This is a genomic window from Sorangium sp. So ce836, from assembly GCF_028553905.1.
Taxonomy (GTDB): domain Bacteria; phylum Myxococcota_A; class Polyangia; order Polyangiales; family Polyangiaceae; genus Sorangium; species Sorangium cellulosum_D.
On sequence record NZ_CP102233.1, the window covers coordinates 8850001 to 8873538 of the forward strand.

Genomic DNA, 23538 nt, shown 5'->3' on the forward strand with positions numbered 1-23538 from the left:
AGCGCGACGCCGGTACGTACAGGCCGGTCCAGTGGTGCGCAAAGAGCCCGCCTGGTGGCTGGCGAGCGGGCGCCCGTCAGCGCCCGCTGCACTCCGGTGCGTGGAGGTGGGCTCTCCCCGCCCCCCTACACCGCCGCCGTCCCGCCCCCGCCGGCCGCCTGCGCGCGCGCCCGCTTGCGGACCTGGATCTCCGGCGACTCCGCCACCGCCATCCCCACGAGGCGCATGCCCTCGAGGAAGTGCCGCACCCCGGTGCGGACCAGATCCGGGCTCGCCGACCCGACGTCGGGGTAGCCGCGCCCCTCCGCGTCGGGCTGCACCTTGCCCCAGTTCGCGAAGAGCCGCCCCCACGGGCTCTCCAGCACGGGCGCCATCTTCTCCTTCGCGTACCGCGGGTACCAGAACATGTCGTGGTACGTGACCGACGCCACGTAGGCCCACGGCGCGAGCCAGGTCTTGAGCGACCACTCCACCGGCTTCTTCAGCGGTCCCCAGTAGATGCGGTGCTGGTTGCGCGAGGCGAACGTCATCTCCTTGAACGGCCCGTCGAAGTTCCAGTTCTCGTTCGCCGCGTCCAGGTCGCCCACGAGCTCGATGTCGCGCACGTCGCCCGTCCCGAGGCCGAGATCGTGCGCGAGCCGCACGAACTTGCAGTCGCGCATCGGGTCGAACCCCATCAGCTTCGCCGCCACCGCGTCGATCGCCACCTGGTCCGCCGACGCGAGCAGCACGTTCTTCACGTGCGGCACCATACAGCGCGGCCCGGGGCCGTCGCCCGCGAAGGTGCCATCCATCACCGCGAAGACCCCGCGGTGGATCTTCTTCTGGATCATCAAGAGGTCCACGAGCGTCTCGTGGATCACCGGGTGCGTCCAGTGCCGGTGCTCGTTCAGCAGGCCGCCGAACGCGTTCTTCATCGCGCCCGTGGTCGTCGTGAAGATGTGCGTCTTCACCGTGGGCAGGTGGATGATGTTCTCCCCGATGAAGCGCTTCGGGATCGAGAACCCCTTCGGGTACACCTCGTTCAGACAGAGGAACTTCTTCCGGAGATCCCCGACCGCGTCCCCGATCGGGATCCACTCCTCCCCCTCGTAGAGGTGGACGTTGCGCAGGCCGTGCGCCTGCACCACGTCGACCTGCTTGTTCTCGCGCTCGCCGAGGTGGGCGTCGATCACGACCGTGCGGTTGTGGCAGGCGTGGATCAGGTCCTTCGAGTACCCGTCCTTCGTCATCGCCCGGATGACGCCCTCCAGCTGCCAGGGCGTCGTGGACGAGCTCGGGTAGAAGAAGTGCCACGAGATGTTCACCTTGAGCGCCGTGTCGGCGTCCTTGGCGATCACATCCTGGTAACCGGCCAAGTTCATCAGCCGGTGGTAGTCCGAGAGCACCGTCGCAGGGGACGTGCGGATCACAGCAACCTTGGATTTCGGCATGGCCGGGTCGTTATAGCTCGTCCCGAGTCGCCCGATCCGGGAAGTTGCGGGGGATCCGTGTGGAGCCTCCGTGCAGCGCGGCCGGCGCGGAGCTGCGCGGCGCGGCGCGCGCCCGGACCGCGCCCGCACAGGTGTCACGGTCGGGGCATCATGCCCCACGGCAGAGGCAGCCGCGCCTGCCCCCGGACGGAAGCGGCGGCGCCGAGCTCGACGCCACGCCGCCGCGCGCGCGCAGAGGCCGCGAAAACACGCCTCGGACCGGTCGCTGCCGCCCATCGGCACGGGGGCTGCAATCAGCTGCAAACAGAACCACGTTGAGGTCGTCCCCACGAAGACAACGGATCGACCCCCTGAGACCCCTTGGAGGACATCATGCTCGGCTGGACTGTCACCTTCTTCATCATCGCGATCATCGCTGCCATCTTCGGGTTCGGCGGTATCGCCGCGAGCGCCGCGTCCATCGCGAAGATCCTGTTCGTCGCGTTCCTGGTGCTCGCCGTCATCTCGCTCGCGCTGGGGCGCCGCGTCCCGTCGTGATCCGCCGCGTCCCGGCGTGATCCAAGGAAAGGTGGAGCCATGAAGAACGCGTCGCAGCAATCAAACGGAGAGCTGAACGGTGAGCCCGTCCGGCCCGGCGTGCCGCAGCCGATGGTGAGCCCTCCCGGCGAGAAGCCGGAGAACCCAGGCTCGCCTGGCCACACCTCGCCGGACCGCGAGATCCAGCTCCCCGGGACGGAGTGGCCCGGCGGGGATCCGGGGCCGAGGACGCATCAGCCCGAGGTGCCGGTGCCCACGCCCACGCCCGAGATCCCCGACCCGTCGCCCTACGAGGTCCCGCGCCACGACTTCCCGCGCGCGTAGGACGGGCCGCAGCAGGCCGCAGGCGCCCGCCGTCCAGCAGACGGCGGGCGCGCGCACGGCAGAGACGCGCCTCGCCCGCCACCGGCTGGACGGCCGTCGCGATCTCGGGGAGATCTGCATGAGGCCGTCGGGTCTCCCCGGATTTGTCGGTTCGTCGGCCTCCCAGAGCTGCGGTCCCGCGGTCCATCCCTAGCTGATCCCCATGTCCGAACCGCCCACCCATCCTCCCGTGCCCAGCGCAGCCGCCCCGCACCGGCAGGGCCGCTTCCGCCGGGCGCTCGCCCGCGCGGCCTCCGTGACGGCCAGCGTGATCGGCCTGGGGGGCGTCTTCGTCGCGGCGGTGGGGGTCGGCGCGGTCGTTCACCTGAACACCGCCGGGGCGCGCAACCTGACACGGCAGCTCGTCAACGACGTCCTGCGCTCGAGCCTGGAGGGGCAGATCGAGATCGCGCGGATCGACCGCCTCGGCCTCTTCGCGACCGACGTCTCCGCGGTGACGGTGCGCCACCCCAGCGGGACCGAGCTCCTGCGCGTCGGCGGCGTCCACGCCGAGTTCAACGCGCTCTCGATCGTGAGAGAGCTCCTGCTCGGCGACGGCGACCTCGCCATCACGATCCCGCTCGTCCGCGTCGCCGACGCGGACGTCCTGCTCGAGCAGGACGAGCAGGGCGCGCTCACCCTCGCCGAGGCGTTCACGCCGAAGCCGTCCGAGGAGCCGCCCGCCGAGGAGGGGCGGCCGCTCCGCCTCGAGCTCTCGCGCGTCGTCCTCGATCGCGCCTCGGTCCACGGCACGGTCGCCCCCGAGCGCCCGATCGACGCGACCATCGAGGACCTCGCCGGCGGCATCGTCGTCGCGGACCGGAGCCGGTACGCGCTCGAGCGCGTGCGCATCGCCGAGCGGCGGCTCCTGCCGGTCCCGATCGAGGTGACCCGTGTCTCCGGGGACGTCGACGTCCCCACGGACGCGCCCATGGCGCTCACCGCGAAGCTCGAAGGGAGCGTCGGCGCGATCCCGCTCACGGCCGAGGGGACGCTGAAGGACGAGCGCCTCTCGGCGCGGGTCGCGTCGCCGCGCGTGACGCCCGAGGCGGTCCTCGCGATCGACCCGAGCGCGCCGCTGGCGCGGCCGATCTCGGTCCTGGTCACGGCGGACGGAGCGCTCTCGGACCTCGCCGTGACGGCGCGGGTCGCGGTCCTCGATCCGCTCGTCACCGACGACGCGGTGACCGGCGAGATCACCGCCCGCGCCCGGCTGGACGCGCTCGATCCGAAGCGGATCACGGCCGAGATCCGGATCGCCGAGCTCGACCCGCGCGCCTTCGCCGGGGCGGCCCCGGCCGCGCGGGTGAGCGCGGAGGCCCGCGGGGAGATCCACCTCGACGACGAGGGCGGCCCGCGCGTGGTCGCCGAGGCGAAGACGGAGCCGTTCCTCGTCGTGGGGCAGCGCGTGCCGGCGACCGAGGCGCGCGCGACCTTCGAGCGCGGCGCGCTGCGCGCCGCCGCGACGATCCACGAGCCCGGCGCGCCCATCGAGGCCACCGTCGCCCTCTCCAAGGAAGGGGAGATCCAGTTCGAGGCGCAGAGCGAGATCCCGTCCCTCGGCGCCGTGCAGCACGTCCCGAGCGGCATCCACGGCAGCGCCGCGCTGCACGTCGAGGGCGCGCTCAAGAACGACGAGCTCGACGCCAAGGCGACCGTGCGCGTGGCCGGGCTCCGCGTCGGGTCGGATCTGCGGCTCGGGCGCGGCGAGGTCCGGGCCAAGGCCAGAGGTCCGCTCGACGAGCTCACGATCGAGGGCACGCTCCGGGGCGCGGATCTCCGGGCGCAGCAGTACGCGTTCAGCAGCGTCGCGGCGAGCGTGGCGGGGCCCGTCACCGCGCCGCGCGTGCGCGCGTCGCTGGCCAGCGCGGAGCGCCGGATCGCGGCCTCGGCCGATCTCGACATCGAGCGGAGCGAGGCGCGGCGGATCCGCGTGGAGGTGGCGCGCGGCGAGGACCAGATGACCGCGCGGGCGGCGCGCGTCGCGTGGGACCGCGGGATCGCCCTCCGCGGGCTCGAGCTGCGCGGCGACGGCGTGGGCGAGCTCGAGGGGGACCTGTCGCTCGTCGGGAGCGAGGTCGAGGGCGACCTCCGCGGCACCGCGATCGACCTCGAGCGCATCGCCGAGATCGCCGGGGTGCCGCTCGGGGTCGGGGGCCTCGCCAACGTCGACGTGTCGATGCACGGCCGGGGCAAGCGCCGCGCGGGGCACGCGCTCATCGAGCTCGAGGACGGCTCCATCCCGGGCGTGGCGCCGCGGCTGTCGATGAACATGACCGCGCGCGTCGAGGGCGAGGCGCTGAAGGCCGACGGCCTGGTCCGGCTGATCGCGCCGCCCGAGCCCCCGCCGGCCCGCTCGCGGGAGGCGCTGCGCCAGGGCGCGACGCCGGGCGAGCCGTCGGCCACGGTCGGCGACCTGGCGAGGCGGCCGAAGACGCCGCCGCCCCCGGTGTGCGAGGGCGCGATCGCGCGGGTGCTGATCGACGGGGACGCGAAGGCGCTGCGCGGGCCGCTGCTCTCGGGGCGCACCTGGGAGACGGTCACCGGCTCGGCGCGCATGGACGCCGACGCGTGGCAGCTCGGGTGCCTGGCCCAGGCGTCGCCGGTCCCGGTCGCCCTGAGCGAGCTCGCGGGCCGGCTCACCGCGCGCCTCGCGGTGGCGCGCGAGGCGGGAGAGCGGCTCCCGTCGGTGCGGGACCTCCTGATCCGCACCGAGGGCCTGCGCGCGGCGGGCCCCATCGACGAGACGACGGGCGCGCCGGCGTGGGTGTCGAGGAAGCTCGACGCGCGGATCGCCGGCGATCTCGACGCGAAGACGGGCGACGCGCGCGTCACGATGTCGGTGTTCGATCGCCAGCTCGTGGCGGAGCTCTCGGCCGCGTTCGACGCCGATCTCCCTGCGCTCCTCTCGGATCCGGTCGCGGCGCTCCCGCGGATGCCGGTCGCGGCGCACCTCAGCGTGCCGCGCCGCCGGCTCAACGATCTCGCCGAGCTGGCCGCCTTCGGGAAGAGGACCCCGGTGCTCTCCGGCTCCGCGGGCCTCGACGTGTACTTCGCGGGGACGATGGCCGATCCCCGGCTCGTGACCCGCGCGACCGCCACGAACGTGGGCGGCACCGGGGACCGCTCGCCGCTCGGCAAGCTCCGGCTCGACACGCTGCTCGTCTACGACGGGCGCGAAGCCGCGCTCGACGCGTACGCGTTCCGCGGCGCGCGCACGTACATGACGGCGAAGGCGAAGGTCGGCGCGAACGCCGGCGCCTTGCTGGGCGGCGCAGGGGGCGGTCCGCTCCTCAGCAAGGGGAGCCTCGAGGCGAAGATCGCGGACCTGCCGCTCGCGGAGATCCCGGTCCTCGCCGACATGCAGATCGGCGGTCAGGCGCGCGGCGAGGTCGCCGTGCGGGGCCTGTTCGAGGCCGCCCCCGAGGTCGAGGCGCGCCTCCAGTTTCCGGGCCTCTCGCTGGGCCCCGACGTGCGGTACGAGACGGCCGAGGTGTCGCTCGACATCGCGCCGCCGGGCGACGCCGGGCGCACCGCGGCGGTGGCGAACGTGCGCCTCGTGGGGCGCGACGGCGGCCGGCTCGAGGCCAAGGCGGAGGCGCCCGTGAGGTGGGAGGCGAACGCGATCCCGACGCTCACGGACGACAAGAACGCCGAGGTGTCGCTCGCGGTCGATCGCTTCCGCCTGGCGGCGCTGGAGCCGTTCGTCCAGGGCTCGGTGAACCGGCTCGACGGCACGCTCGACGGCGAGGTGCGGCTCGGGCTCGGCGCGCAGGCGGGCTTCTCGGGCCAGATGCGGCTCACCGATGGCCTGGTCCACGTGGCCACGATCGGCCAGCCGTTCGAGAACGCCTCGTTCCGCGTCACGGCGAGCCCCTCCGGCGAGCTGCGCATCGACGACATCCGCGCCGAGGCCGGCAGCGGCCTGGTCCGCGGCAAGGCGACCCTCCAGATGGAGGGGTTCGCGTTCCGGAGCGCCCGCGCCGAGCTCGAGATCCCGGAGGGCCGGGACCTCCCGATCGCGCTGGAGGGCGTCCCCATGGGCGACGCGCGCGGCCGGGTGGTGGTCGCGGCGGAGAGCCGGGACGAGCAGATCGCCGTCCGCGTCGACGTGCCCACGCTCAACCTGACGCTGCCGCCCACGATCGGGCGGAGCGTGCAGCCGCTCGGCGAGAACGAGGACATCGTCACGTCGGCGCCGCTCAGCCGGGAGGAATACGAAGCGCGGCGGGCGCCGGCCGAGCCGACCGAGGGGGCGAAGAAGCGCGCGGGCGGCACGCCGCTCGTCATGGATGTGCGCCTCGGCAGGATCGGCGTCGAGGGCGACATGGTGCAGGCCTCGCTGTCCGGGGATCCGGAGCACCCGATCCGGATCAAGGTCGCGGGCGAGACCCAGATCGAGGGCAACGTGAAGATCCTCTCGGGCAAGCTCGAGGTGATCGGCAAGGAGTTCGAGATCGAGCCGGGCGTCGTCGCGCTGCAGGGGGATCCGTCAAACCCGTACCTGAACGTGACGGCGTTCCACGACACGCCGGAGGGGACCCGCATCTACATCGACTACGAGGGGAAGCTCAACCCGATCACCGAGGAGAAGATCACGTTCCGCTCGGAGCCCCCGCGCCCGGAGAACGAGGTGATCGCGGAGCTCCTGCTCGGCAAGCAGTACGCGGAAGGGACGCTGGCGGGCGGCACGTCCACCGCGGAGCCCGGCTCCGGCGGCGGCAGCAACGCGGCCGGCGGGGTCGCGGCCGCCGCGGGCACGGGGCTCGCGTCGGCGCAGATCAACCTGATCTTGCAGAGCATCGGCCCGCTCCAGAATTTCGAGACGCAGCTGGACACGACCGATCAGGGCGCGCTGAAGACCACGGTGGGCTATCAGCTCGGGCAGCAGGTGACCGCGAGCGCGAGCTACGAGGCGGGGCCCACGGGGGGGGAGGGGCAGGGGGCCGGTTCGCCGAGCAGCCCCGCCGCCGCCCGGGCCCGCACCGAGGTGAGCCTCGAGTGGCGGTTCCGCCGGGACTGGTCGTTGCGGGCCGGGATGGCGACGGGCGAGAGCCCGGCGACGACCCTCGACCTGCTCTGGAAGCACAGGTACTGAGCGCGATCCGGCGCGGGGCGCGCGCCTCGTGACGGCGGCGCGCCCCGCGCGGGCCGGCTCACCTCTCCACGCAGATGCCGCCGCAGTCCGCGCCGATCGCCGGATCGCAGTCGTCGCCCGGGTCGTCGATGCACACGAGCCCCTCGGGGCACGGGCGCGCCGTGATGCCGCCGCACGCCACCGGCTTGGGCTCGGGCACCACGCAGATGCCGCCGCAATCCGCCCCGCCGTGCTCCGGGTCGCAGCCGTCCGACGGGTCGTCGATGCACACGAGCCCGTCGGGGCAGTCCAGCCCGGCGAAGCCGCCGCACGCCGGCGTCGGCTTCGGCTCCACGCAGATGCCGCCGCAGTCCGCCCCGCCGTGCTCCGGGTCGCAGTCGTCGCTCGGGTCGTCGACGCACACGAGCCCGTCGGGGCACGGTAGCCCCGCGAAGCCGCCGCACGCCGGCGCCGTCGGCTTCGGCTCGACGCACACGCCGGGGCAATCCGCCCCGCCGTGCTCCGGGTCGCAGTCGTCGGCCGGATCATCGACGCACTCGAGCCCGTCGGGACAGCCCGTCCCGAGGAACCCGCCGCACGCCTGAGCGCCGGGCGGGTCCGTCGTTCCTCCGGTGTCGCCGCCGTCTCCCCCTGGGTCGCAGCCCACGAGCCCGATCACGATCAGCAAGAGCCCCAGTCCTATGTGGCGCATCAGAACCTCCGCGTTGTGCTTGTCCGAAATCCGGCGCGGCCACCAGAGCGGCGGCCGCGCCGCGAGCCTCTCGCACGGGCGCTGCCGACGATGACGTCCCCGGTGCGATCGTCCGCGCCACCTGCAGCGCGGCTGCGGTCTGCGCTCTCGAGCAGCGCGTCGTTCGAGGGGCCGCGTCCCGCCATGCGCCCGCCCTGAGGCAGCTTCGGTGCCAGTGGAAAGCGCTGAATTTCGCGCGGAGCTCCCGGCATCGAGCGCGATCACCGCGATCGGGATGTCTTGCTGTGTGGCAGTTGTGCCAACGCCTTGACGGGAGGATCTCGGGGCCTCGTGGGCGGAGGCCCTTCCCTTGGGGGGCATGGGTGGCGCGCCCGGGCGGCGCGCGCAGGAGGCGCGCCGTCCGGGCGTGGGTCACGAGACGCGGTCGCGGCCGTTGCCGCGGTCAGAGCGACGCGTCGAGCCGCTCGAGCACCGCCCGGATGACCGGCGTGTAGCCGAAATCCCCCTGCTCGCTGTCGGGATCGTTCGTCTGCGCCGGGCAGATCGAGCCCGCGATCGCCTGATCCCCGAGGCTCTTGAGCACCCGCAGCTCGCGGATGCCGGGGTAGGCCTTGGCCTTGACCTGCGTCGTCGTCCGCGCGCTGGCCTCCGCCGGGTCGTTCCCCTCCTGCGGCGCGCACAGCGGGTTGTCGATGACCTGGCCCTGGACATCCCTGCAGTCGCAGCTCTGGGCGTTTCCTTCGCAGCTGCGCTCCTCGACGTCGAAGATGCAAGCGTACTGGAGGTCGCCGGTGCTCCCCACCGGGATCGTGTACTCGCGGCCGTTGATCGCGTTCCACCCCGTGGCGTACGGCGGGACGATCGCATCGCCGGTGATCGGGTTCGCGCCCGAGCGCGGCGCCATCGACTCGATCATGAACGGGTCCGCGGGCTGGACGTTGTTCACTGGATTGCCGATGACGAGGTCCCAGACGTTGTAGGAGCTGCCGGCCACCGGGGAGCCGAGCTCGGCGGCGCTCTTGAGCCCGCCGACCGGATTGCCTTGCTCGTCGAGGCCCGCATCGAGGTCGGGGGCCCCGAGGGCGTTCTGGCGCGCGAGGTCCTGCCATGGCACCCCGACGATGCCGGTGAAGATGACGTGCTGCGGCCCGCGGGTCCGGATGTTGCCGTCGTCGGGGTGGGTGAAGATCGGGTTCGGCACGAGGTCTCCGGCCCGCGTGGTCACGTATGGCGACGAGAGCGCGTTGGTGTACCGCTCGATCGGGTAGAGGAAGTCGAACCCGAAGCGGCGCTTCTGGTCCCAGCACCGGGAGTTCACCGGATCCTCGGCCGCGGAGAGCCTGGCGGGGAACCCGTCGGAGCCGGTGCAGGCCGTGTCCAAGGGGCACCCGTCCTGGTTCTGGCTGCAGGACCTGCAGCACGGGCTGTTCGGGTCGGTGGCGCACTCGCTCCGCGGCCGCCAGAGCCTGAAGCCATTTCTGGTCTCGGCGACGAGGTAGTTCCTGCCTTCGTCCCTGATCGAGCAATCGTTCTCGTCGGAGAGCATCACGATGAGCAGGAGCGAGTCCGGCCGGAGGAAGTTCCGCCGTTGCGTCAGGAGCGTCTCATCGACGCCTACCGGCGTACCGAAATCGCCCTGGAGCTCGATCCGCTCGTAGGGCTCGGGATCGGCGAGGAAGCGGTACATGCTCTCCAGCGGCGCCTCGAAGCCGCACCCCGCTTGCCCGACCCCGTCCACGATGGCGCTGAGCTTGCTGTAGAGCGTCGGGATATCGGAGTCTCCTGCCGGATCGTGGGCTCCGGCCGGATCCCACACGAGGAAGCCCTTGTCCTGGTAGGTGGGCAGATCGTTCGTTGAGCTCGCCTCGTTGGAGCGCGCGAGGAGGTGGGCCATATCGACGTTCGAGGGCGACGTCGTCGCGGGGCAGGCGCCCGACCCGTGGCCGCCGAGGCTGCTGCTGATGACGCCGATGTGCATGTCGTGCACCGGGTTGCGCACGCGCGAGGTGCCAGCCGGGCACGCGTCGAACCCTGTCGCGGGCTGCTCGGAGACGCCCACCGGCACGCCGCTCGGGTTCACGCAGATCGGGTTGACGATGTTGGACACGAGGTCGGCGGTCGCCAGGCGCAGGATCTGCTGCTTGTCCGCCATCGATCCGGAGTTGTCGATCACGAACAGGAGGTCGACCTTGTCCGGCGTGAACTCCGGCCAATCGAAGCCTGGCATGCCCGAGCTGGTGCTGGTGGCGACGCTGACAGAGCCGGCGGCGACGTCGCCCCCGCCGACGCCGCCTCCGCCGCTGCCGCCGATTCCCGAGCTCGACGACGAGCTGGTGCTCGCCGCTCCGAGCGAGATCTCCACCTGACATGCGGCGAGCGACACGGCGCTCACGACGACAAAGGGCGATACGGTCCTCAATAGCCTCGATGACATGGCTCCTCCATGAGCGGCCTCGAGAGCCGCCGCCGAAAGCCTGCTGTGACAGAGCGTGAAGGGACGCTCGCCCCGCTCCCCATTTCAAAAAGTATCTCCCCTTCAACAAACCTCCGGCGCCCTCCCCTGCCCTCCCCCACCCGCGCCCGAGACGTCGTCCCCTCCGCGAGAATCGCTCCTCACGATCCAAGAATTCAAATCGCCGACACTCTAAGCACGCACGCCCCCGCGCCCTCTATGCCCCCGCTCTCGCGCTGCCGCCCCTCTCCCCTCCTCCCGAACAGCGCATCCAGAGGGGGGCTATTCCGCACAGGAGACGGGCCCATATCGGCGTTTTCGGCGCACAGGCGTACTCCAGTACGCCGAGCACCGAAAACGTCGAGATGGGCCCGTATCCGAAGCGGAATCGCCCCCCTCTATTGGGTGAAGGAGTGGAGGCGGGAGACGTGGGGGCTGGAGGGGTAGGCGCGGAGGAACGCCGATGCGCGCTGCGCCGCGGCCGCGCGCTGGCCGCTGTGCCAGAGCGCCTCGATGGTGAGCGCCTCTCGCTCCTGGGCCAGCGCGCCGCCCGGGAAGCGGAGCCGCGCCTGCTCGGCGATCAGCAGCGCGCCGGCGGCGTCGCCGCGCCGGAGCGCCGCGCGCGCGTCGGCGAGGAGCGTCAGCTCCTCGCGCAGCCGGCTCTCTCGCGAGGCCGCCGGGCTGGCCGCGCCGTCCGCGAGGGCGGCGCCTGCGGCTTCCGGCGCGGGCGCGCCTTCCGCCTCGGGCGCGGGCGAGCCTTCCGCCTCCGCGGGCGCTGCCTCGGCGGCCTCGGCGCCGTCCGCGGGCGGCGCGCTGGCGACGCGCTCCCGCCGCGGCGCGTCCGGCCTCGCGGGCGGCGCGGCCGTACGGGGCCTGGCCGGCGCGATCGACCGGTCCGCCTCCGGCCGCGCCGCCTCGGCCGGCGCGGGCGCTGCGGCCGGCCGCGCCGCATCGGTCGGCGCAGGCGCCGCCATCGGCTGCGCCATCTCGGCCGGCGCAGGCGCTGCGGCCGGCTGCGCCGCCTCGGCGTACGCCGCCGGCTTTTGCGCCAGCGGCGCCGCCTCCGGCGCGACGGCCGGCGCGACCTCGACGACCTGAGCCGGCGGCGCCGCGCTCGGCGGGGCCACGGCGGCATAGCCGGCGAGGAACAGGCCCCCGCAGGCGGCGCCGAGGAGCATCGACTTCACGATGCCCGCAGCGCCCGCGGCGCCCGCGGCGGCGACCGCTGCCGCCGCGCCGGCGGTGCCGGCAGCGCCGACGCCGCCCGCAGCGCCCACCGCGCCGACGCCTGCGGCCGACGCCACCTTGCCCGCGGACGCGGCGGCGGCGACCTTGCCCGCGCCGCTCGCGGCAGCGCTCGCCGCGCCGCCCGCGTTCGCGGCAGCGCTCGCCGCGCCGCCCGCGTTCGCGGCAGCGCTCGCCGCGCCGCCCGCGTTCGCGGCAGCGCTCGCCGCGCCGCCCGCGTTCGCGGAGAGCGCTCCTCCGCCGGCGCCCTGGATCCCGCCGAGCGAGGCCGCCCCGGCGAGGCCGAGCTGCGCGGCCATCGCGGCCCACACCCGCTCCTGCGCGCCGTCGGGCGGGTCCACGGGCGGAGCTGCACGGAGGAGATCGCGCTCCGTATCGAGCGCGCTCACCTCCGCGTCGAGCCAGCGCACGGGATCGCTCATCGCTCTCCTCCCGCGCGCTTCCAGAGGGATCGCCGCTCGACCCCCGGCAGGGGGACGACGATCGAGGAAGGCCCTGGCGGCGCCGGGCCCCCATCCAGGGCCGGGAGCCCCGGGTCGACGGCCGCCGCCTTCAGCACGGGCTGCGATTTCGTGGGCGCGGCCCCGCCCACGCGGAACTGGTCGCGCGCGTTCAGGCGCACGACCGCGCGGCGGAACGCGTCGCGCGCGAGGCGGAGGCGCGAGTAGACGGTCCCCAGCGGGACGTCGAGCAGCTCGGCGACCTCTTCTCCGCCCATGCCGTCGAGCTCGAAGAGCGTGAACACGGCGCGTTGCTCGAGGGGCAGCTCGTCGAGGATGATCTCCAGGAGCGCGATCGCCTGGCGCCGCTCCGCCTCCGCGCCCACGTCGGCCCGGTCGTCCGCGCAGTCGAGCAGCGGCTCGTCATCGTGAGCGCGCCGCCTCATGTGCGCGAGCTTGCGCCGGTCGCGGGCGACGTGGAAGCAAATACTGTAAAGCCAAGTTGTAATTTTTGAGCGGTTCTCGAACTCGGGCAACCGCCGATGGACGACGAGGAAGACGTCCTGAACCGCGTCGGCGGCGTCGCTCTCGGGCACGCCGAGGCGTCGCAGCGAGCGCCAGACGAACCGGAAATGCTGCGCATAGACCTCTCCGAAGGTCATTCTGTCCTGCCGCTCTTCGCCATGCTCACCCCGTCTGTGGAGGGTCTCCTGCCTCGCCATCAGAAAATCGACACGCGGGCGCTCAGGCCGACGAGCAACCCCACCGGCGACGGATCGAGCGCGGGGTCCTCGGTCACGGCGGCGCCCACCTCGGCGCCGGCGCGGCGCTCGATCGTGACGCGCGTCCGCACGACCGGCGCGAGGAGCGTGGCGCGCGCGGCCCACCCGAGCGCGCGCGTGCCGAAGAGGGGCCCTTCCGCGAGGGCCGAGGCGCCGACGGCGAACCAGGGTGCGGCGGCCTCGCGGTCGGGGTCGAACCCCTTGCCTGCGCCGTGGACGGCGCCGAGCAGCGACACGGCGCAGGCCGAGAGCCGGAAGGCGTCGAGCTCGCCGAGGAGCGTCGCGCAGCCGCGCGCGGTCGCGGCGACGAGCCCGACGGAGACGGCGCCCGGGGCGATCTCGATGTCCTGACGCGGCAGCCACACCGCGCCGAGCCCGGCGGACCAGGCGCTGCGCCGCAGGAAGACGTCGGCCATCGCGGCCGGTCGGAGCGGATCGAGCATGCCCACGGTCCCCGCGGCGCCGAGCTCCAGCGCGACGTCCCCGCGCGGCGCCTGAGGCGGAGGGCGCGGCGGCGGGACGGCGACCGGGGCGGGCGCGGCCGGGGGCGGCGCGGGAGGAGGCGCCGGCTGGCTGTCGAGCAGGATGGCGACGGTCAGCGCCACCGCCTCGACGAGCTCGTCGCAGGTCGCGCCCGGCTCGGACGAGAGCTGCCGGGCGCGGCCTCCCGCCTGGAGGACGGCGGTGTAGGTGGCATCGGTGCGGAGGAAATGCACCTCGAACTCGGGGGCAACGCCGGCGATCGCCGGAGCGGCGGGGGCGCCGGCGCCGCTGGGAACGCCGGCGCCTGCGGGGGCATCACCGACGGCTGCCGGCGCGCTGCCCGCGCCTGCCGGAAGGCCGCCCGGACCTGCGGCGGCGTCGTCGGCCCCCGCGGGAGCGCCGCCCGGGCCTGCCGGCGGACCGCCCTCGCTCGCAGGCTCGACGGCGCGCCGGTTCATCACGCGTTCGACCGCGGCGGCGAGCGACGCCGCATCCGGGCAGTCGGCGGCCGAGGGCGCCCGGTGGACGGCGAGCCGAGGGAGCGGCGGGGCCCCCGAGGCGACGCGCGACGAGCCGAGGGAGACGGCGCACAGGGCCAGGACGGCGCACAGCGCACCCCGGCGCGAAGGATGAGGGCAGGTCACGGAGGCTCCCATTACCGCAAGGAACGGCGTAAGCGGAATTAGGACGCGCCGGCCGCGATCGCCTTGGGCCGGACGCGTCGCGATCTCGAACGGCCACGGACGCCCGATCCGCCCCGGCCAGGCTGGCGCGACGAAGCACGAATGCAGCGGCGCTCGCGGCGCCGCGCGCGTCCGAGGAGGGCGTCGCCGCCGCTCCCGCGCTCGACGACACGCCGCGCGATCGAGGGGACCGGCGGCGCGGGCCGCGAGCGCCGCGCGCGCAGGATCGGCGCGGGCCGCGAGCACCGCGCGCGCAGGATCGGATAGAGTGGCGCCCCATGAACTCCTACGATCTGGTTACGTGCACGAGCTGCTACGGCGAAGGCGAGATCAACACCGACGCCGGCCCCTTCCTGTGCAAGGACTGTCACGGGAACGGCCGCATCTTTCCGACCGGCGAGCAGATCGAGGAGCGCATCCGCGAGATCGAGGTCGCCCTGGAGCGCCACCCGCTGGAGGCGCGGCCGGAGACACGGTGGCTCGTGTTCGAGCTGCGGCGCACGCGCAAGCTGCTCTGGCAGATCCGGTCGCTCTGCGAGGAGACGGAGGGCGACGCGGAGAGCGCGCTCCTCGTCAAGATCCGCGACCTGGCCGACGCGGTCGTCGCCCCGAGGAGCCCCGCGCTGCCGCGCGAGATGCTCCCCGAGGACGGCTGACGAGAGGTCGCGCCGGACGGGCGATGGCTCGCGCGAGGCGCCCTCGCGCTCCCGCTCGATCGCGGCGCGCGGTGCCCCGATGCCTGCCCTCTACCCTGCCCTCCTCGGCTCCGCGTGGGCCGCGCTCGCGCCGCCGGTCCAGGCGCTCCACGGCGGCGGCGCGCGCGCCCGCGGCCGCTTCCGCGTGCGCCGCGGCCGCGGGCTCGCGGCGCGCCTGCTCGCCGCCCTGCTGCGCATGCCCGCGGCGGCGGAGGACGTCCTCGTGACGCTCGCCGTCGAGCGCTCGGGCGACGGCGAGCGGTGGATCCGCGCCTTCGGCGGCCGCCTGCTCTGCTCGTCGCAGTGGCGCTCGGGGGATCTGCTGGTGGAGGCGCTCGGCCCGATCCAGTGCTGGTTCCGGCTCCGGGCCGAGGGCGGCGCGCTCGTGTTCGAGCAGGCGCGGTCGACGTTCGGGCTCCGCGGCTTCGGGCTGCCGCTGCCCCGGTGGCTCGCCCCGCGGGTCGAGGGGCGGGCCGAGCCCTCGCGCGACGAGGTCCGCGTCGACGTGCGGATCTTCGCGCCGGTCGCCGGGCTGCTCGTCGCGTACGAGGGCCGCGTGGCGGGCGAGGAGCGAGGCGCGGCGCCCTCCGCGCGCGCCGTCGCGCCGGGCGCGCCTCCGCCGGAGGGCGCCGCGTGATCACGGCGCTCGTGCTCCTCGCCGTGCAGGGCGCGCTCGGCGCGTTCGACACGCTCTACTACCACGAGTGGCGCGCCCGCCTGCCCGGCGGCGTGCCCGGCACCGCGCCCGAGCTCGTGCTGCACGGCGCCCGCGATCTCGTGTACGCGGTGCTCTTCGCCTCCCTGCCCTTCGTGCGCTGGGAGGGGCTCGCCGCGTGGGCGCTCGCGGCGCTCCTGCTCGCGGAGATCGCGATCACGCTCCGCGACTTCATCGTCGAGGACGCGGTCCGGCGGCCGCTCGGCGGCGTCTATCCGGGAGAGCGGGCGATGCACGCCGTGATGGGCATCGTCTACGGCGCCGCCCTCGCGCACCTGCTCCCCGAGCTCCGGCGCTGGTCGCTCGCGCCCACCGGTTTTTCCCGCTGGGACGCGCCGCTCGCCCTCCGCGTGATCCTGCCGCTCATGGCCGCCGGCGTGCTGCTCTCGGGGCTGCGCGATCTCGGCGCCGTCTACGGGCCTCGCTGGCTCCGCTTCCCGTGGGGGCGCGCGTGAGCCGGCGCCCGCGCCGCGCGCCGCCCCGTCAGCCCTTCACCGCGCCCGCCGTGAGCCCCGCGAGGATCCGGCGCTGGAAGACCAGCGTCAGCACGACCAGCGGCACGGTCACGACGATCGACGCCGCCATGGTCTGCCCCCACGGGATCTCGTAGAGCCCGCTGGTCGTCGTCGAGAACGCCTGGATGGCGTAGGTCACCGTGCGCTTGTCCGGCGTCTGGGTGAACGAGAGCGCGAACAGGAACTCGTTCCAGGCGGCGATGAAGGCGAGGATGCCGGTCGTCGCCATCCCGGGGACCGACAGCGGCAGCATGATCCTGGTGAACACCTGCCACGGCGTCGCGCCGTCGACGTAGGCCGCCTCCTCGATCTCGCGCGGGATCGCCTTCAAGAAGCCGGTGAGCACCCAGACCGTGAAGGGGAGCGTGAAGATGAGGTACGTCAGGACCAGCGCCGGCAGCTGGTTGTAGAGCTTGAAGAAGTTGATCATCTCGAACAGGGCGCCGAGGACGGCGATCTGCGGGAAGATGGTCATCGCCAGGACGACGTAGAGCACGGCGCTGCGCCCGCGGAACCGGAACCTCCCGAGCGCGTAGGCGGCCAGCGAGCCGACGGCGAGCGAGAGGGCCGTGACCGAGACGGCGACGATCACGCTGTTCAGGAGCGCCGTCTGGAACTCGCCGTTGTCCAGCACGAGGCGGTAGTTCTCGAGCGTCGGGCGCCCGGGCCAGTAGCGGACCGGGGTCGTGAAGAGCTCGTCGTCGGGCTTGATGGAGGAGACGAACGCCCAGACGAACGGGAAGACGGTGAACACGACGACCGCGGCGACGAGCAGGTAGAACAGGGCCCGCAAGGCGTGCTGCGCCGGCGAGCGCTGCACCCCGGAGCCAAGCGAAGGACCTGAAGGACCGTTCATCTCACGCCTCCTCGGTGCGGAACACCGCGAGATAGATCAGGATGAACACGGCGATGATCAGGAAGAGGGCGACCGAGATCGCCGAGCCGTAGCCGATGTTCGAGACGCTGACCAGCGTCTGCTGGGCGTACGTCGCCATGGTCTGCATGTCCGGCCGGTTGCCGAACATGACGAAGAAGACGTCGAACACCCGGAGCGCGTCGAGCGTGCGGAAGATGAGCGCGACCAGCATCGAGGGCTTGAGGAGCGGCAGGGTGATCCGGGTGAACTGCTGGAGCGGCGTCGCGCCGTCGACCCGCGCGGCCTCGTAGAGATCGCTCGGGATGAGCTGCAGCCCGGCGAGCAGGAGGAGCGCCATGAACGGCGTCGTCTTCCAGATGTCGATGATGGCGACCGCCCAGAAGGACACGTCGGGATCGGCGACGAAGGCGACGTTGCGAGGGAGGACGCCGAGCCGGTTGACGAGGAGATCGTTGAAGACGCCGTAGACGTCGTTGTACATCCACTTCCACATCTGGGCGGAGATGACCGTCGGTATGGCCCAGGGGATGAGCATGGCCGCGCGCACCGCGGAGCGCCCCTTGAACTGGGAGTTGACGAGGAGCGCGATGCCGAGCCCGAGGGCGAGCTCGCTCAGCACGGTGACGACCGTGAAGAAGACCGTGAGCAGGACCGCGTCGTGGAAGTAGCTGTCCTGCACGAGGTCGACGTAGTTCTGCGCCCCGACGAGCGTGGCCGGCTCCCCCGTGCCGAGGCGCGCGTTCGTGAAGCTCAGGTAGAACGTCTGGGCCAGGGGATAGAGGGCGATGAAGGCGACGACCACGAGCGTCGGCAGCAGGAACAACCAGGCGCGCCGCTGTCGCCGCGCCTCGAACGATGCGCTGTCCGCGCGGGGCGCCGCGGTCGTGGCCTCTCTGTTCTCCGGCGTGCTCATGGGATGATCCGTTCTCGCGAGGTGGTGTGGCCGGGAGATCTCGAGCTTCGACGCCGCGCGGCTCGCGGCGTCGAAGCCCGGGCGACGCGACGGGGCCGGGTCAGCGGAGCGCGCGCGTCAGGCGCTGCTCCACCTGCCCGAGCACCTCCTTCGGCGCCTTGCCCTGGAGGACCTGGCTCACCCCCTGGAAGAACGCGATCGACGCCTCGTTGTACCGGGCGCCGGTGCTGTTCGAGGGGCGCGGCACGAGCGCGATGTCCTTCGCGTTCGCCAGGAAGGGCAGCGACTTCACCACGTCCGGGTCCTGCTGCACCGACGGGATGGTCGGGATGAACGAGCCCGCGGTCGCGCGGAACTTCTGCGCCTCGGGGCTCGTCATGTAGCGGACGAACTCGATGGCCGCGTCCTTGTTCGGCGAGAACTTCGAGACGGCGAGCTGCCACCCGCCGACCGTGCCCGAGCTCTTCTGGCCGGGCTCGTGCGGCAGCGGGCCCGCCTCGAACTTGCCCTTGATCGGCGACTTGTCGGCGTTGCCGGCCGCGTACGCATAAGGCCAGTTGCGCATGAAGGCGGCGTGGCCGCCCTGGAACGTGTTGCGGGCGTCCTCCTCCTCGTAGCTCGTCACGCCGGCGGAGGAGATAGAGCCCACCCAGCCCTTGGCCCGCGCGAGCGCCTTCTGGGCGCCCGGGTTGTTCACGGTGATCTTGCCGTCCTCGATGATCGCGCCGCCGCCGTGCGAGGCGATCCACTCCAGCGCGTTGCAGGTCAGCCCCTCGTAGGCCTTGCCCTGCCAGACGAAGCCGAGGAAGTTCGGGTTGCTCGCGCGCTCGCCGTCCTGGATCTTCTTCGCCATCTGCTCGAGCTCGTCCCACGTCTCCGGCGGCTTCTTGTAGCCGTATTTCTCCAGCAGATCGGTGCGATAATAGAGCAGCCCGAAGTCGGTGAACCACGGCATCGCCACGAGCTTGCCGCCCACCGTGTTGTTCCGCACGATGCTCTCGATGTGCTGCTTGGCGGCCTCGCCGAGCTTCTCGTTCAGGTCGACGAGGTTCTGCGCGAAGGCGCCCGGCCAGATGACGTCGAGCATCATGACGTCCACGTCCCCGGACTGCGCCTGGAAGAGGCGCTGGTAGACAGCGTAGGTCTCGGTCGCGTCCTTGGGCCTCGGGATGATGGTCACCTCGATGCCGGTGTCCTGCTGGAACTGCTTGACCATCACCTTGTCGAGCTCGGCGCCCACCCCCAGCGGCTCGCTGTAATACTTGAGCTTGCTGCCGGCGTGCTTCTTCGCCTCGGCGGCGTTCGGCACCGCGGGGGGCTGCGCCTTGATCGCCGTGTCGCCCGGCGCCTCGGCGACCGCGGCCGCGGTCGTGGCGGCGGCGGGAGGGCGGCTCTCGCCGGCAGGCGGGCTTTTGTCGCCGCGACAGGCGCACAGCCCGACGACGAAGAGGAGGAGCGCTGTGGCTCGCCACGCGCGGGGGTCATGTGGCCGGGTGAGGTCCATCGCAGGATCCTTTCTGAGCTCAGTCGTGAAGAATTTCGACATGCCCGGGGCCTCGGAGCTATCGAGACACGCCGCTCCCGAGCGCCGCGAAGGTGAAGCCTGCGGAAGCATCGAACAATTGCGCGCTCCGGGGCAAGGGATCTCATGCGTCGCTCCGGAGGCGCCGCACGCGAGCGCCCTCGGATCACACAGAGGACGGAGCACCGCTCTCTGTGCTGACGGCGGGAGGCGCGGCCGCGACAAGGCGTTTGGCGAGCGCGACAGTCGGAGATGAGACGCGGGGCGAGGTGCGCAGCGCCTCGCGAGGCGAGCGCGCATCGTTTGCGCGAAGCGGGGCGCGCGTCCGAAAGCGCCATTTCAGCGGCCGAACGCCGCGCCCTCGCGCCCTCGGCGCGGGCTGCTTTGCGCTTGCGGAGCCCTTCCGGAGGCGGTAGAGCCGATGCTGCGCGGCCGGCGCTCGCGATCCGGCATGGAGCCGCGGGCTCTCGGCCTGCCGGTCCCAGGCTGGTCCTGCCGGGCAGGACGAGCCCGAACCGACCTGCGCACCGCTGTGCATGACCCCCCTCACGCTCTCCTCTCTGGCCGATGCCCCCCGCCTCTCGGCACGGCTCGTCGCCCGCACCGTCCGGCTCGACGCTGACACGCTCGCGAGGATGCCCGGCGGCATCTCGTCGCTCGCGGGAGACGGCGCGCGCGTCTGGATGCACCCCAGCGCGCAGCTGATCGCCCACGGGGTCGCCGCCCGCCTGGAGCTGCCGCACGGCATCGAGGGCGGCGTCGCGTGGATCCAGGAGGCGCTCTCGTCGATCGCCGCCTCCGACGCCGTGGGCCGCCCGGGCTGCGGCCCGGTGGCGCTCGGCGCCCTGCCGTTCGACCGGACCGAGCCGGCGGCGCTCGTCGTGCCGGCCCAGGTCGTCGGCGTGGCGCCCGACGGGACCGCGTGGGTCACCACCGTCGGTGAGGGCACAGCCCCCCCGCCGCACCTGGAGCGGGCCGAGAGCCACCGGCGCTCGCCCGACAGCTTCACGCTCAAATCGGCGCTCCCGCACGAAGAGTGGTGCGGGCGCATCGCGCGCGCGGTGGCCGACATCCAGCACGGGGACCTCTCCAAGGTCGTGGTGGCGCGCGCGGTCGACGTCGAGGCGAACCGGCCCATCGTCGTCGAGGAGGTCCTGCGCCGCCTCACCGCGCTCTACCCCTCGTGCGCGATCTTCCACGTCGACGGCTTCCTCGGCGCGAGCCCGGAGCTCCTGCTCTCGCGGCGCGGCCGCGCCGTCTCCTCGCACCCGCTCGCCGGCACGTACGCGGTCTCGGCCGACGTCGACGCCGATCGCCGGTTTTCCGAGGTCCTCCGGAAGTCGGCGAAGGACCAGCGCGAGCACCGCTTCGTGGTGGAGGCCGTGGCCGCGGCGCTCGCGCCGGAGTGCGCGTCGCTCGACGTCCCGAGCGAGCCGTCGATCCTGAGCCTCCGCAACGTGATGCACCTCGGCACCCCGATCCACGGCCACCTCAAGGAGACGGCGCCGGACGCGCTCACGCTCGCCGCGCGGCTGCACCCGACGCCCGCCGTGTGCGGCACCCCGCGCGACGCGGCGGAGGCCTGGCTCAGCGCGCACGAGGGCATCCGGCGCGGGCTCTACGCGGGGCTCGTGGGCTGGGTCGACGCCCGCGGCGACGGCGACTGGTTCATCGGTATCCGGAGCGCGACCGTCGACGGCGCGCGCGCCCGCATGGTCGCGGGCGTCGGGGTCGTCGCCGGCTCGAGCCCGGAGGCCGAGCTGGTCGAGACGCAGCTCAAGCTCCAGGCCATGCTCGCCGCCATCATCCGCCCTTGACGCCAGGGCCGCCGCCCGGGCGCCTCACCCGCGCCGAGCGCCGCCGCGCCGGCCGGGCCGCGCTTGCAGCCGCCGCGCGGGCCCGGAGGGGAGCTTCGCCGTGAAGACACTCCTCATCGACAACTACGACTCGTACACCCACATCCTCGGGCAGTACCTCTGGGAGGTGAACGGCGAGAAGCCGATCGTCGTCAGGAACGACAGCCTCTCGCTCGCCGAGATCAGGGACCTGGAGGTGGACGGCATCGTCCTCTCGCCCGGCCCCGGCCGCCCCGAGCGGCGGGCCGATTTCGGCGTCTGCATGGATGTGATCGAGGCGCTCGCCGACACGCCGATCCTCGGCGTCTGCCTCGGCCACCAGGGGCTCGCGGCGCGCTTCGGCGGGCGCGTCCAGCACGCGCCGCGCGTCATGCACGGCAAGGTCTCGGAGGTCGAGCACGACGGCACCGGGCTGTTCGAGGGCGTGCCCAGCCCGTTCAAGGTGGTGCGCTACCACTCGTTGATCGTCGGCGACGACGCGCTCCCGCCCGAGATCGAGGTGACCGCCCGGACGCGCGGCGACGGGCTCATCATGGCCCTCAAGATCAAGGATCGTCCGCTCTACGGCGTGCAGTTCCACCCCGAGTCGATCGGCACCGAGCACGGCAAGAAGATCCTCAGCAATTTCCGAGACATCGCCCTGGAGGCAGCCCGCGGCCGGAGGGCTCCGGGCGCGGGCGCGCGCGCGCCTTCCGCGCCGGGGGGCGCGCGGGAGCGCGGCCGCGTGCGGCACCTCCGGCTCCCCTGGGTCGACCCCGAGCGGGCCTTCGCCGGGCTCTTCGCCGCGGCGCCGTACGCGTTCTGGCTCGACTCGAGCGCGCCCGGCCGAGACGGGCGCTTCTCGTTCATGGGGAGCGCGACCGAGGCCATCGAGAGCCACGGCGCCGCCGTGACGCGGTGGAGCGCCGGCGGCCCCGGGGGGCTCCTCACCCCGGCCATGTCCGAGGGGAGCCCGTTCGCGGCGCTCCGGCGGGAGCTCGCGTCCATGTCGCTCGAGCCGAGCGGCCTGCCCTTCCACTTCACCGGCGGCCTCGTGGGCTACCTCGGCTACGAGCTCAAGGAGCACCTCGGCTTCGGCGCGTCCGCCCACCCGCGCCGCGCGCTCCCGGACAGCGCGATGATGATCGCGCGGCGGCTCCTCGCCTTCGATCACGTCGAGCGCGCGGTGTACGCGTGCGCGATCGTCGCGGACGAGCCTCCGCCGCCCTCGCCGCCCTCGCCGCCCTCGCCGGAAGCATGGCTCGACGAGATCGCGGCGCGCCTCCAGGGCCTCCCGGCCCTCCCGGCGCTCGCCATGCCGCCCGTCCCGGAGGGCTTCGCCGATCGCGTCGCGCACGCGCCGCGCCTCTCGCGCAGGGAGCACCTCGACGCCGTCGAGGCGATCCTCGGCGAGATCCGCGAGGGCGAGACGTACGAGGTGTGCCTCACGAACGAATTCCGCGTGCGGACCTCGGTGGACCCGTTCGCCCTCTACCGCGTCCTGCGCCGCACGAACCCCGCGCCGTTCTCGGCCTACCTCCGGCTGCCGGACGGCGCGGTGCTGTCGTCCTCGCCGGAGCGGTTCCTCTCGGTGGACCGGGCGCGGCGCGCGCGCAGCGAGCCGATCAAGGGGACGCGGCCGAAGGGCGCCACCGAGGAGGAGACGCTGGCCCTGCGCCGCGATCTCGCGACAAGCGACAAGGACCGCTCCGAGCTCCTCATGATCATCGACCTGGTCCGCAACGACCTCAGCCGGGTGTGCGCCATGGGCTCGATCGAGGTCGAGGAGCTCCTGCGGATCACGGAGCACGCGACCCTGCTCCAGCTCTCCTCGGTGGTCACGGGCGCGCTGCGCGAGGGCCGCGGCGCCCTCGACGCGCTCGAGGCGTGCTTCCCGGGCGGCTCGATCACCGGGGCGCCGAAGCACCGGACGATCGCGATCATCGACGCCCTGGAGCGGCGCGCGCGGGGCGTGTACACGGGCTCGATCGGGTACCTCGCCTACGAGGGCCCGATGGACATGAACATCGCCATCCGGACCCTCGTCGCCGACGCCGAGGGGGTCAGCTTCGGCAGCGGCGGCGCGGTGGTCGCGGAGTCGAGCCCGGAGGCGGAGTACGAGGAGGTCCTCGTCAAGAGCTTCCCCCTGCTCCGCGCCGTCTACCTCGCGGAGCGCGTCGCGGACGCCGGCCGAGCGCCCGCGCCGTGCGCGCACGCGACACGCTGATGACGTACCCGACGAACCCGTGCGCGCGGCGA

18 protein-coding genes are annotated in these 23538 nt (G+C 73.3%); 9 read left to right on the plus strand and 9 right to left on the minus strand.

The features are described from left to right. Positions 1–125: 125 nt before the first annotated feature. Positions 126–1433: a DUF362 domain-containing protein gene (locus NQZ70_RS32010; protein WP_129577617.1), complete on the minus strand. Its 1308-nt coding sequence runs from the start codon at positions 1431–1433 to the stop codon at positions 126–128. A gap of 372 nt (positions 1434–1805) precedes the next feature. On the opposite strand from NQZ70_RS32010, the gene NQZ70_RS32015 reads away from it, so the two are divergent. From NQZ70_RS32015 to NQZ70_RS32025, 3 genes are all read left to right on the plus strand, one after another. Further along, positions 1806–1970 carry a DUF1328 family protein gene (locus NQZ70_RS32015; protein ID WP_044988936.1) on the plus strand — a complete coding sequence of 55 codons (165 nt, stop codon included), beginning with the start codon at positions 1806–1808 and terminating at the stop codon, positions 1968–1970. A gap of 39 nt (positions 1971–2009) precedes the next feature. After that, positions 2010–2294: a cell wall protein gene (locus tag NQZ70_RS32020; RefSeq protein WP_129577618.1), complete on the plus strand. Its 285-nt coding sequence runs from the start codon at positions 2010–2012 to the stop codon at positions 2292–2294. Between the two features lie 202 nt (positions 2295–2496). Next, positions 2497–7431 carry a translocation/assembly module TamB domain-containing protein gene (locus tag NQZ70_RS32025; RefSeq protein ID WP_237244231.1) on the plus strand — a complete coding sequence of 1645 codons (4935 nt, stop codon included), beginning with the start codon at positions 2497–2499 and terminating at the stop codon, positions 7429–7431. Positions 7432–7489: 58 nt separating this feature from the next. Here the strand turns inward: NQZ70_RS32025 and NQZ70_RS32030 are convergent, their stop codons facing one another. After that, the gene (locus NQZ70_RS32030) at positions 7490–8122 is read right to left on the minus strand and encodes a hypothetical protein (protein WP_129577619.1); all 633 of its coding nucleotides are present in this window, start codon (positions 8120–8122) and stop codon (positions 7490–7492) included. Positions 8123–8564: 442 nt separating this feature from the next. Next, positions 8565–10349: a hypothetical protein gene (locus NQZ70_RS32035; protein WP_237244232.1), complete on the minus strand. Its 1785-nt coding sequence runs from the start codon at positions 10347–10349 to the stop codon at positions 8565–8567. Here NQZ70_RS32035 and NQZ70_RS32040 point away from each other — a divergent pair. Further along, positions 10348–10488 (plus strand): hypothetical protein, encoded by a 141-nt coding sequence (locus NQZ70_RS32040; protein WP_237244233.1) that lies wholly within the window; start codon positions 10348–10350, stop codon positions 10486–10488. The genes NQZ70_RS32035 and NQZ70_RS32040 overlap by 2 nt on opposite strands. Before the next feature lie 484 nt (positions 10489–10972). On the opposite strand, the gene NQZ70_RS32045 is transcribed toward NQZ70_RS32040, so the two are convergent. Genes NQZ70_RS32045 through NQZ70_RS32055 form a run of 3 tightly spaced genes read right to left on the minus strand, consistent with a single transcriptional unit; the run spans position 10973 to position 14168 of the window. After that, the gene (locus NQZ70_RS32045) at positions 10973–12241 is read right to left on the minus strand and encodes a hypothetical protein (protein WP_129577620.1); all 1269 of its coding nucleotides are present in this window, start codon (positions 12239–12241) and stop codon (positions 10973–10975) included. Beyond that, positions 12238–12921, minus strand: coding sequence for an RNA polymerase sigma factor (locus NQZ70_RS32050; RefSeq protein WP_129577621.1), 684 nt, complete (start codon positions 12919–12921; stop codon positions 12238–12240). Before NQZ70_RS32050 ends, NQZ70_RS32045 begins: the two co-directional genes overlap by 4 nt. A 59-nt stretch (positions 12922–12980) precedes the next feature. Beyond that, a complete protein-coding gene (locus NQZ70_RS32055) occupies positions 12981–14168 on the minus strand; it encodes a hypothetical protein (RefSeq protein ID WP_129577622.1) in 1188 nt (395 codons plus the stop codon). Between the two features lie 317 nt (positions 14169–14485). On the opposite strand from NQZ70_RS32055, the gene NQZ70_RS32060 reads away from it, so the two are divergent. The 3 genes from NQZ70_RS32060 to NQZ70_RS32070 all read left to right on the plus strand — a co-directional run bounded on the left by NQZ70_RS32060 (position 14486) and on the right by NQZ70_RS32070 (position 16072). Further along, positions 14486–14863, plus strand: a complete 378-nt coding sequence (locus NQZ70_RS32060) for a hypothetical protein (RefSeq protein WP_129577623.1) — start codon at positions 14486–14488, stop codon at positions 14861–14863. A gap of 79 nt (positions 14864–14942) precedes the next feature. After that, the gene (locus NQZ70_RS32065) at positions 14943–15539 is read left to right on the plus strand and encodes a DUF4166 domain-containing protein (RefSeq protein ID WP_129577624.1); all 597 of its coding nucleotides are present in this window, start codon (positions 14943–14945) and stop codon (positions 15537–15539) included. Then, positions 15536–16072 (plus strand): hypothetical protein, encoded by a 537-nt coding sequence (locus NQZ70_RS32070; RefSeq protein WP_129577625.1) that lies wholly within the window; start codon positions 15536–15538, stop codon positions 16070–16072. Before NQZ70_RS32065 ends, NQZ70_RS32070 begins: the two co-directional genes overlap by 4 nt. 28 nt (positions 16073–16100) lie before the next feature. Here NQZ70_RS32070 and NQZ70_RS32075 read toward each other — a convergent pair whose 3' ends face one another. From NQZ70_RS32075 to NQZ70_RS32085, 3 genes are all read right to left on the minus strand, one after another. Then, entirely contained in the window at positions 16101–16988 is an 888-nt protein-coding gene (locus tag NQZ70_RS32075) for a carbohydrate ABC transporter permease (protein ID WP_237244234.1), read from the minus strand. A gap of 1 nt (position 16989) precedes the next feature. Next, positions 16990–17922 carry a carbohydrate ABC transporter permease gene (locus tag NQZ70_RS32080; RefSeq protein WP_129577626.1) on the minus strand — a complete coding sequence of 311 codons (933 nt, stop codon included), beginning with the start codon at positions 17920–17922 and terminating at the stop codon, positions 16990–16992. Between the two features lie 100 nt (positions 17923–18022). Continuing rightward, positions 18023–19426: an ABC transporter substrate-binding protein gene (locus NQZ70_RS32085; protein ID WP_129577627.1), complete on the minus strand. Its 1404-nt coding sequence runs from the start codon at positions 19424–19426 to the stop codon at positions 18023–18025. Positions 19427–19980: 554 nt separating this feature from the next. Between NQZ70_RS32085 and NQZ70_RS32090 the strand changes: the two genes are divergently transcribed. Together NQZ70_RS32090 and NQZ70_RS32095 are read left to right on the plus strand one after the other, a co-directional pair. After that, positions 19981–21261, plus strand: coding sequence for an isochorismate synthase MenF (locus NQZ70_RS32090; protein ID WP_129577628.1), 1281 nt, complete (start codon positions 19981–19983; stop codon positions 21259–21261). Positions 21262–21361: 100 nt separating this feature from the next. After that, the gene (locus NQZ70_RS32095; RefSeq protein WP_129577629.1) at positions 21362–23506 is read left to right on the plus strand and encodes a chorismate-binding protein; all 2145 of its coding nucleotides are present in this window, start codon (positions 21362–21364) and stop codon (positions 23504–23506) included. Positions 23507–23538 lie beyond the last annotated feature (32 nt).

Coding starts and splice junctions, on each gene's coding strand:
- NQZ70_RS32010 (WP_129577617.1), bottom strand. CDS start 1,433: ATGCCGAAATCCAAGGTTGCTGTGATCCGCACGTCCCCTGCGACGGTG.
- NQZ70_RS32015 (WP_044988936.1), top strand. CDS start 1,806: ATGCTCGGCTGGACTGTCACCTTCTTCATCATCGCGATCATCGCTGCC.
- NQZ70_RS32020 (WP_129577618.1), top strand. CDS start 2,010: ATGAAGAACGCGTCGCAGCAATCAAACGGAGAGCTGAACGGTGAGCCC.
- NQZ70_RS32025 (WP_237244231.1), top strand. CDS start 2,497: ATGTCCGAACCGCCCACCCATCCTCCCGTGCCCAGCGCAGCCGCCCCG.
- NQZ70_RS32030 (WP_129577619.1), bottom strand. CDS start 8,122: ATGCGCCACATAGGACTGGGGCTCTTGCTGATCGTGATCGGGCTCGTG.
- NQZ70_RS32040 (WP_237244233.1), top strand. CDS start 10,348: ATGCCCGAGCTGGTGCTGGTGGCGACGCTGACAGAGCCGGCGGCGACG.
- NQZ70_RS32035 (WP_237244232.1), bottom strand. CDS start 10,349: ATGCCAGGCTTCGATTGGCCGGAGTTCACGCCGGACAAGGTCGACCTC.
- NQZ70_RS32045 (WP_129577620.1), bottom strand. CDS start 12,241: ATGAGCGATCCCGTGCGCTGGCTCGACGCGGAGGTGAGCGCGCTCGAT.
- NQZ70_RS32050 (WP_129577621.1), bottom strand. CDS start 12,921: ATGACCTTCGGAGAGGTCTATGCGCAGCATTTCCGGTTCGTCTGGCGC.
- NQZ70_RS32060 (WP_129577623.1), top strand. CDS start 14,486: ATGAACTCCTACGATCTGGTTACGTGCACGAGCTGCTACGGCGAAGGC.
- NQZ70_RS32065 (WP_129577624.1), top strand. CDS start 14,943: ATGCCTGCCCTCTACCCTGCCCTCCTCGGCTCCGCGTGGGCCGCGCTC.
- NQZ70_RS32075 (WP_237244234.1), bottom strand. CDS start 16,988: ATGAACGGTCCTTCAGGTCCTTCGCTTGGCTCCGGGGTGCAGCGCTCG.
- NQZ70_RS32080 (WP_129577626.1), bottom strand. CDS start 17,922: ATGAGCACGCCGGAGAACAGAGAGGCCACGACCGCGGCGCCCCGCGCG.
- NQZ70_RS32085 (WP_129577627.1), bottom strand. CDS start 19,426: ATGGACCTCACCCGGCCACATGACCCCCGCGCGTGGCGAGCCACAGCG.
- NQZ70_RS32090 (WP_129577628.1), top strand. CDS start 19,981: ATGACCCCCCTCACGCTCTCCTCTCTGGCCGATGCCCCCCGCCTCTCG.